We start from the raw sequence: 8,238 nt of genomic DNA, 5'->3' as shown, positions 1-8,238 counted from the left end.
GAATACGTCATAAATAAATGATTATAATCAATTTATTATCCGTTGGCTATATAAACTGATTATTCGAGCAAATCAGATTGCGATGCAGGAGTTAAAAAATATGGCTTGCTAACGAGTGGCGTGCGTAAGGTGAGTTATCATAAATTACAGATTGAATATGAATCCTATCCGCAAGTGCTCCCTGACAAACAACAAGAATATCAAGAAGCCTTAGTCAGTGTCAGTGTCAGTGGAATTAAAAAAGAAAACTCAGTATGTACTTTAATGCATGAGGGTAAAAATTTTAGATTCTTTGATCCAATAAGCAGAATGGGAAAACATCAAATTACTCAAACAGCGACATCCAAAATAAGTAAGCTTGACTCCAGTGATATAATGCTTACATCGAATTCACTTGAACAAAAAATTCGAGCAGAAATCGATAAATTCCAAGATGATTATTCAGGAAGAGCAAACCGAATGTAATAACTGCATGGGTATGGTATTAATAATTTGTTGAACCATTACTTTGTTTTTGTGCTATTTCATTTAAAATTGAAGATAATCGACAACCCGCTAATAAAATTTGCTTTTGGGTGATATTCTGAGCCTTCAGCTGATAATTTTTTCCTGGGGTTTTATTTACAGCAACACCATATACTTCGTTTAGTGCTAACTGATGCGATGCATTAATCCATTGTTTTGGCTTTTTTTCCTTATTGGTCGTTGAACATGACCATCTTGTCTGCAATTGACGTGCTTTGTTCTGTATCTGAAACTCTTTAGATGATCCTATTAATATTCCTCCGCCATTATCCCAATATTTATGTAAATTATCGCCTATAGGATTTTTAGCTAGCGGGAATAAATTTCCACCCAAATCTCCCTGAGGATGCCTCTTGCTTACTTGGGTAATTGTATGTAACGGTTGATGTATATCACCAATTAAATGGGTCAAGATACGCAGACTTAGTCCTTTATCAGCCAAACTGGCTTTATCAGATGATAATACAATTAGTGCCTGTTTAATTCCCCACAAAGCATTAGGAGTTTGTATTGCAGGTAATGGACTATCATCCTGGGTGAATGGTTTATCAATGTAATGTAATGAATCAAACCAATGAACGTCTTTTTTTCGTATGGAATCCATCCAGGATGCTGCAGATACAAAATTTACCCTGGATGCTTTAGTATTGTATGCTCGAGTATACTTGTCACACATAGTTTTTGCTGCTGGTGTCAAATTATCATAGGCAATCTGAGCAACTAATTTATGCCCCATTGCATTCCACGCATGACTGCAAGCGATACCAAAAACAAAAAATAGTGCGACAAAAACTCTCATCATATTAACTCAGATATGGAGACCATGCGGGTTCTTGAACATCACCTTCCCGGGCTGGTAATCTCATTCGGATTCTACCGTCAATAGAAACGATGCTTAATACACCTTTATCCTGGAATCGTGTCGCATAAAGCACTAAACGGCTATTCGGAGATACTGTGGGTGACTCATCAAGGCCAGAGGAGGTTAAACTGGCAATTGGACCACCATTAGCATTTTGTAAACCAATATTAAAGCTTCGATCATCACGATGCAACATAACAATATTTTTCATATCAGGGGTATAGGATGCTCGAGCATTATAATTACCCTCAAAGGTAACTCGGCTTACCTGACCGCTTGCCAGAGATAATTTATAAACCTGCGGTGAACCACCTCGTCCTGAAGTAAATAACAGACTGTTTCCATCAGGTGAAAAACGTGGTTCGGTATCTATAGCATCCCCAAAAGTAACTTGTTTCATACTTCCGGAATTTATATCAATATTATAAATTTTAGGCGTGCCAGTTTTGGATAAAACAACAGCAAGTTGGCGTCCATCAGGAGACCATGCAGGAGCTCCATTAATACCAGGGAAACTGGTAATTAATCGACGTTGCCCTGTTTCTACAGATACAGTGAATATCTGCGCTTTTTTCTTTTCAAATGAAACATAAGATATTGATTTACCATTTGGAGACCAGGATGGTGACATAATAGGTTCAGAAGATACTAATAAACTTTGAGGATTATGGCCATCAGCATCAGCTACTTCTAAAGAATAACGAGGTGGCCGTTGCGCGTTTCGTTGAACAGATATGTATGCAATCCGGGTTGAGAATATTCCTCGTTCGCCAGTTAATTTTTGATACACTTCATCACTGATATGATGCGCTAAAGGTCGAAGTTGGTTAGCGCTAATCTGATAGCTTTTGCTCAGAAGCACATTGCCATTAGCAACCGCATCAGTCAGTTTAAAGCTGACCTCCAAATTATTGCCTACACGACTCACTCTGCCGGTCACTACACTGTCTGCGCCTAATTGTTTCAGGACACCAATAGATGATTGAGAATTGGGGCTTTGCGGCCCTGATATAATTTTAAATTGCCCTGAAAGAGTCAAATCATTCTCAATAACATGAGCTAGTTCATCAGCCCCAGCATCTGAGCCAAATGAGTTAATAGCAATAGGAAGAGCTGAGTTAATACCTTGAGTAAGCTCAAGATCCAGCGCATAACTGTGGCTGGCACAACATAATAATATAAGCGTAATAATTCGATTTATCACGAGTTTTACCCCCTTACTTGTTCTGGTCGAACGGTTAAACTGATATCACGGAACAAATTAAATGTTTCCGCGTCTGTAGGCACAGGAAGAGGCTGTGCTTTATAAATTGCTGTCTGCGCAGAGCGATCTAACAACGGATCACCACTGCTCCTTGTTAACGTAAGCTCGACTACCGAGCCATCAGGAGCAAGCCTGATCCTGAATTGACTTGATAAACCGCTGTTAGTATTTTCGGGCAAAATCCAGTTTCGTCCAATAGCATTAATAATCAGAGCCTTGTATTTATCTACCTCACCAGCAATACGGGCCTGATTTTCTGCATTTTGTGCGGCTCTTTGTGCTGCAGCTGCCTCTGCTTGTTTTTTACTTTCCATATCCGCTTTTGCCTGAGCAGCACGTGCTTGTTCTGCTCGTTGTTTTTCAGCCTGGACCTGTTCTGCTTTTAATTTATCGGCCAGGGCTTTTTCTTCGAGCTTTTTCTTATTAAGTTCCGCGAGTTTTTTTGCCTCAACCTCTTTTTGTTTAACCAGGGCCTCTTTTTGTTTTTTCAACTCTTCAATACGTTTTGCTTCTAATGCTTTTTGCTCAGCCAATTCCTTTAGATGTTTTTTCTCTTCTTCAGCCTGTTTTTTTCGAGCAATAGCAATTTTGTTAGCCTCTTCTTTTAATTTAGCAAGTTGCTGCTGTTCTTTTATTCTCTGTTGCTTCGCTGCCTCGGCTTGTCGCTTTAATTCATTTTGATGATTGACTTCAGCTCTGCGCTTTTGCTCTTGCTCTTGTTTTAAGCGATTAACCGTTTCCATTATTTCTTTATTATCAACACTAACGGCCTTTACCGGCTCCTGCTGAGGTGCATTAGCTATTGGTAATTGCATGCCAGGAGTATTCTTCTTTTCTGCAGTCATAACAGGATGCTGCGTTGACGTATCTGTCAGCAATAAAATAACTAAAAAAAGGTGTAATCCTATTGCTGAAAAAAATGCTTTTCGATAACTGGGTGTGCTTATCATGCTTGACTCTCTGTAGGTTCATCTGATGAATCAGTCAGTAATCCTACCTGTTCCGCACCTGCCTGTTTTAGTAAGGCCATAGCTTGCACCACTTTACCGTATGCCACACCCTGGTCACCTTTAACTAATACATTAAGTTTTTGTCCTGACTGATTAGCCAATTCCAATTCTGCGGCAACTCTCACAACAAGAGCCTGTGCCTCGATTGGATCTGCTGGGGTACTGCTAATATTTAAAAAATAAGTTCCTTGTTGATTGACTGAAACGATAATTGGTTCTCTATCGGTTGGTTGCAAATTTTGACTGGCAGCCTTTGGTAAATCAACAGTAACACCTTGAGTTAACATAGGGGCTGTAATCATAAAAATAACCAATAAAACCAACATAACATCAATATAGGGCACCACATTAATTTCAGAAATTGGGCGTTCACGTTTGGTTTTTGCTCTGATCATTTGAGTATTATCCTTTTGGGGTACCCGATGTTTGTTGCTCAATCAAGGAAATTAACTCCTCTTGAAACAAATCAAATCGATTCAATAAAATGTTAGCTCGAGTTGTATAACGGTTGTAAGCAATTACCGCAGGAATTGCTGTAAATAATCCCAAAGCAGTCGCGACCAGCGCTTCGGAGATACCAGGGGCTACCATTGCTATGGTTGCCTGTTGCGCATGCCCTAATGCCTGGAAGGAAGTCATTATACCCCAAACGGTACCGAATAACCCCACATATGGAGATATAGAGCCCACCGAGGCAAAAAACGGTAAATGTTGTTCCAGCTTTTCCGCTTCTTTTGCATGGCTGATTTGCATCACGCGTTGAATAGGCTCCAAAGTAACAGCCCCCTGTTTTCTTGCGCGTACAAACTCTTTGAATCCAGCATGAAAAATGGCGGCCATTCCCTGATTTTCATCTGAGTTACTGTCTATATCTGCATAGAGCTTGCTTAAATCACTGCTATCCCAAAATCTTCGATTAAATGCATCAGTTAACTGCTTTTTACGGTTAAAAAACCATGCTCTCTGGAAAATTAGAGTCCAGGAAACTATAGATGCGATTAGCAATATCATCATTACCGATTTAACTACTAACCCTGCCTGCATAAAATACATCAATACATTTGCTTGATTACCCACTTTTTTCTCCAGTATCGAAGTGTTCAATTATTCATTTGATTTCAAAAATACATCAGGTAGTCGTTTGGGCTTTAAAAGGCCATTGACACAAACTACTTTTATACTCGCTTCACTAATTAATTTCTTTTGTTCGTTCTGTATGGATTGCTTAAAAACAAAACTGCATGCACTTATTTCAGATATTTGAGTAGAAACAGTTAATAAGTCATCTAATTTTGCTGGTGACAAATAGTTTATCGTAATTTCATTAATGGCAAATGAAATATCAAGTTTCATTAAATCACTTAATATTAAATTGCTTTCTCTCAACAGTTCTGTCCGAGCCCGCTCAAAATAACGCAAATAATTTGCATGATAGACGATGCTCATAAAATCCACATCCTCAGCATACACTCGAACATTATAATGGTGGATTTTTTTAATATTCATTACTTATTCCTGTTCCAGAACATTTAAACCAAAATGTTGATATGCTCTGGAGGTGGCTATTCTACCTCGTGGAGTGCGCATTAGGAATCCTTGTTGTATTAAATAAGGCTCTAAAACATCCTCAATTGTGCCTTTTTCTTCACCAATAGCTGCTGCAATACTGTCTACACCGACAGGTCCTCCATTAAATCGCTCAATGACAGCTAAAAGTAATTTTCTGTCCATCAGATCAAAACCATGCTGATCTACGTCAAGCATTTCCAACGCTCTCTTAGCAATATCAAGGCTTATTATGCCACACCCTTTTACTTCAGCATAATCACGTACTCGTCTCAGCAATCGATTAGCTATCCTGGGAGTACCTCTTGAACGCATCGCGATTTCTCTGGCGCCTTCAGGCTCAGTACCCACATGCAACAATTGAGCAGAACGGCCTACTATTTGAGTTAAAGAATCGACGGAGTAGTATTCAAGTCGTTGTACAATACCGAATCTATCTCTCAATGGAGAGGTAAGCAAGCCAGCTCTCGTTGTGGCCCCAATTAAAGTAAATGGAGGTAATTCTAATTTAATGGAACGGGCTGCAGGCCCCTCTCCTATCATAATGTCTAATTTATAATCTTCCATAGCAGGATAAAGAATTTCTTCTATGACCGGACTTAATCGGTGAATTTCATCGATAAAAAGAACGTCATTTTCCTGAAGATTAGTTAAAATAGCAGCAATATCCCCCGCTCGTTCTATGACTGGCCCAGAAGTCTGTCGAATATTAACCCCCATTTCATGGGCGATAATATTTGCAAGAGTCGTTTTACCTAATCCTGGAGGGCCGAAGATCAAAACATGATCCAGAGCGTCTTTTCTTTTTCTTGCAGCATCAATGAATATCTGCATTTGTGAGCTTACCGCTTCCTGTCCAATATATTCACTGAGACTAAGAGGACGAATAGCTCGGTCAATTGCTTCTTCTGTGACAATACTTTGGGTACTGATTAAGCGATCACTTTCCAGCATAAGAGTCTTATTTTAGATTCACCCGAATGAAAACATTTTAACATATGTTTTTTTAATAGCAGCTTTTTCTCACAGGAAATATTTAATATATTGCTATTTTGCCCCGATGGTTAATCAAATAACAATCATGATTATTTTTATAAACCTTATTTCTTTAGAATAGTTCCCAACTGTTGAATTGGAGCTTCAATTTCCTCAACTTGCTTTTGACTGGAGGTTTTTGCCACAAAGAAACGCCATTGTATTTTTTCGCATGGTGGATATTTGCTCCTGCACATAACCAAGAGCAATAAGAGGCAGATCAAATTGTATTTGTAATTGATTAATATCTAGAGGTTCTTTGTCCCATTGTTGAGTGACGTAATTAAAAACTGCTGCAATTCGCGAATATTCAGCAGCTTGGATGGGCATAATATTATGGAATATTTTTTCCATTCAACTTCGGTTAAATCTTCAAATCGATGCTGGACAATATAAATCAATCCTTCTTTATTTTCTTGTAATGCGGCTTCTAACTGAGGTAACTCTGCCCATTTTCAGGACGACAAAGCATCAACCGTTTTTAAAAAACTCAATTTTTTCAGTTTTCTTCTCATTTAACCAATAGAATCTTTTTGCGTTAAAAGGCTTGAAATTTCCCCATTAAAAAATCGTATTTGCTCCTGCAAAGATAAATAGTTCGGATCTTGCAACATACCTTTTGGTCTTTTTCCCAAAAGTACGGTACCTGAATTGGTTGAAAGCCAACTCACCTCCAATGAACTAACATGTTTTTCTAGTTTACTAGCCTCTTGAGGCGTAATAATCATGGTCTGCAACTGCTGGAGATCCAAGTAAACGATGAATCTCTTTTTCATCAGTAGTTTTAAATACTATAGGCTTATCAGGCTTATTAATATCGATCCTGATTCTTATCAAAATAGAGTACGTGTCTTATCGTTGAATTAGACAAACGCATCATTGTGAATATAAGCAAATAAAGAAGCATCAATGGACATAAAATATTTTTCAAAACAGAGGATTTGCCAATAATAGCACACGGAGGTCAAAAAAAGACACTCAATTGTATATGAGCCTATATCACAAGCCACTTATCTGTTTTCAATAAAAGTCCAGTGAATGTAACTGAATAATTACAGTAACAATAAAGCCAGTTAGTTATTAACTATATTTAATACTGGTAAAAGCTCAATTACTTGGGCGATGCTCCGATTATTATCGGTTCTGACAATGGTATTTATACGGCCATAAATTGGTGAATTGAGTTGGCATTTCAGAAATGACAGTAATGCAGTATTACAGACAGTCGAAAAATAATATTGATTTTTTGAGTTAGTCTCTATTTTTTTCGATTTTAAAAGACGACCAAACGGTATATCCGAAGTTAAAATATCATGTATGAAATCAGCTGGAAGCTCGTTAAAATAAATAGAAATCAAAGCCAACTCCACAATAACTTGCTCGTTTAACCGCTCTGCTATGGCTGGATTGTTTCTTTTGCTATTTTGATCAAGGATCATAGTGATAACACGCGTGTACACGTTATCTTTTATATTTCGCTCGGCATGCACCACCCGTATGGCCGAAGTTCGTTTATAAAACGTTTCGATTCCAACTGTTAATAACGGTTGAGTCAGTAAATAATCAAAAGGAGTCGGTAAATCTTCTTTATCTATTTGTTTGATTAATGATAACCTGTTTTTTAATACGGCAGATAACGCATCTAGCCGATTTTGAATCAAGCCAGAAACAATTGTTTCTGCAGATGCTGCAAGAGAAAAAAGACAAAGATTAATTATTAGAAATAATTGCTTCAAACGATACATTATATATGTGTTGCCCTGAACAATTCGCATTACATTGATATGTAAGCCCACTCTATGACAATTATCACAATCAGGTCAATCCACAACTATATTGCTTGTTCGTATTTTTTAGTTCATATTAGGATTTGTTGATAGTTCATACGAAAAACCTGGTTCCGCGCCATGAATAAACCAAGATGCATAATGATTTTATACTGAAAGATCAACAGACCTTAATATTTCAGGCTCAAT

11 protein-coding genes are annotated in these 8,238 nt (G+C 37.9%); 1 reads left to right on the top strand and 10 read right to left on the bottom strand.

The window, feature by feature from the left end; genetic code table 11:
- Positions 1-120 precede the first annotated feature (120 nt).
- On the top strand, positions 121-465 hold the full coding sequence (locus tag Q0495_RS02805; protein ID WP_298622797.1) for a hypothetical protein: 345 nt from the start codon (positions 121-123) through the stop codon (positions 463-465).
- 19 nt (positions 466-484) lie between these two features.
- Here Q0495_RS02805 and Q0495_RS02800 read toward each other — a convergent pair whose 3' ends face one another.
- The 10 genes from Q0495_RS02800 to Q0495_RS02755 form a co-directional block, all read right to left on the bottom strand.
- Positions 485-1,327 (bottom strand): S1/P1 nuclease, encoded by an 843-nt coding sequence (locus Q0495_RS02800; protein WP_298622796.1) that lies wholly within the window; start codon positions 1,325-1,327, stop codon positions 485-487.
- Position 1,328: 1 nt separating this feature from the next.
- Positions 1,329-2,591 (bottom strand): Tol-Pal system beta propeller repeat protein TolB, encoded by a 1,263-nt coding sequence (gene tolB / locus Q0495_RS02795; RefSeq protein WP_298622794.1) that lies wholly within the window; start codon positions 2,589-2,591, stop codon positions 1,329-1,331.
- 5 nt (positions 2,592-2,596) lie between these two features.
- A complete protein-coding gene (gene tolA / locus Q0495_RS02790) occupies positions 2,597-3,601 on the bottom strand; it encodes a cell envelope integrity protein TolA (protein WP_298622791.1) in 1,005 nt (334 codons plus the stop codon).
- On the bottom strand, positions 3,598-4,056 hold the full coding sequence (gene tolR, locus Q0495_RS02785) for a protein TolR (protein ID WP_298622788.1): 459 nt from the start codon (positions 4,054-4,056) through the stop codon (positions 3,598-3,600). Before tolR ends, tolA begins: the two co-directional genes overlap by 4 nt.
- A gap of 7 nt (positions 4,057-4,063) precedes the next feature.
- Positions 4,064-4,738, bottom strand: coding sequence for a protein TolQ (gene tolQ / locus Q0495_RS02780; protein ID WP_298622786.1), 675 nt, complete (start codon positions 4,736-4,738; stop codon positions 4,064-4,066).
- Positions 4,739-4,765: 27 nt separating this feature from the next.
- A complete protein-coding gene (locus Q0495_RS02775; RefSeq protein WP_298622784.1) occupies positions 4,766-5,167 on the bottom strand; it encodes a YbgC/FadM family acyl-CoA thioesterase in 402 nt (133 codons plus the stop codon).
- Positions 5,168-5,170: 3 nt separating this feature from the next.
- The gene (ruvB, locus tag Q0495_RS02770) at positions 5,171-6,181 is read right to left on the bottom strand and encodes a Holliday junction branch migration DNA helicase RuvB (protein ID WP_298622783.1); all 1,011 of its coding nucleotides are present in this window, start codon (positions 6,179-6,181) and stop codon (positions 5,171-5,173) included.
- Between the two features lie 195 nt (positions 6,182-6,376).
- On the bottom strand, positions 6,377-6,616 hold the full coding sequence (locus Q0495_RS02765) for a hypothetical protein (protein WP_298622782.1): 240 nt from the start codon (positions 6,614-6,616) through the stop codon (positions 6,377-6,379).
- A 161-nt stretch (positions 6,617-6,777) separates the two neighbouring features.
- Complete coding sequence (locus tag Q0495_RS02760) at positions 6,778-6,990, bottom strand: hypothetical protein (protein ID WP_298622780.1); 213 nt, start codon at positions 6,988-6,990, stop codon at positions 6,778-6,780.
- A gap of 345 nt (positions 6,991-7,335) precedes the next feature.
- A complete protein-coding gene (locus tag Q0495_RS02755) occupies positions 7,336-8,007 on the bottom strand; it encodes a hypothetical protein (RefSeq protein WP_298622779.1) in 672 nt (223 codons plus the stop codon).
- Positions 8,008-8,238 lie beyond the last annotated feature (231 nt).

The organism is uncultured Legionella sp. (genome assembly GCF_937871865.1).
Lineage (GTDB): Bacteria > Pseudomonadota > Gammaproteobacteria > Legionellales > Legionellaceae > Legionella.
Note: the sequence above shows the minus strand (reverse complement) of the source record. Positions and strands in the feature narration are given on the sequence as shown.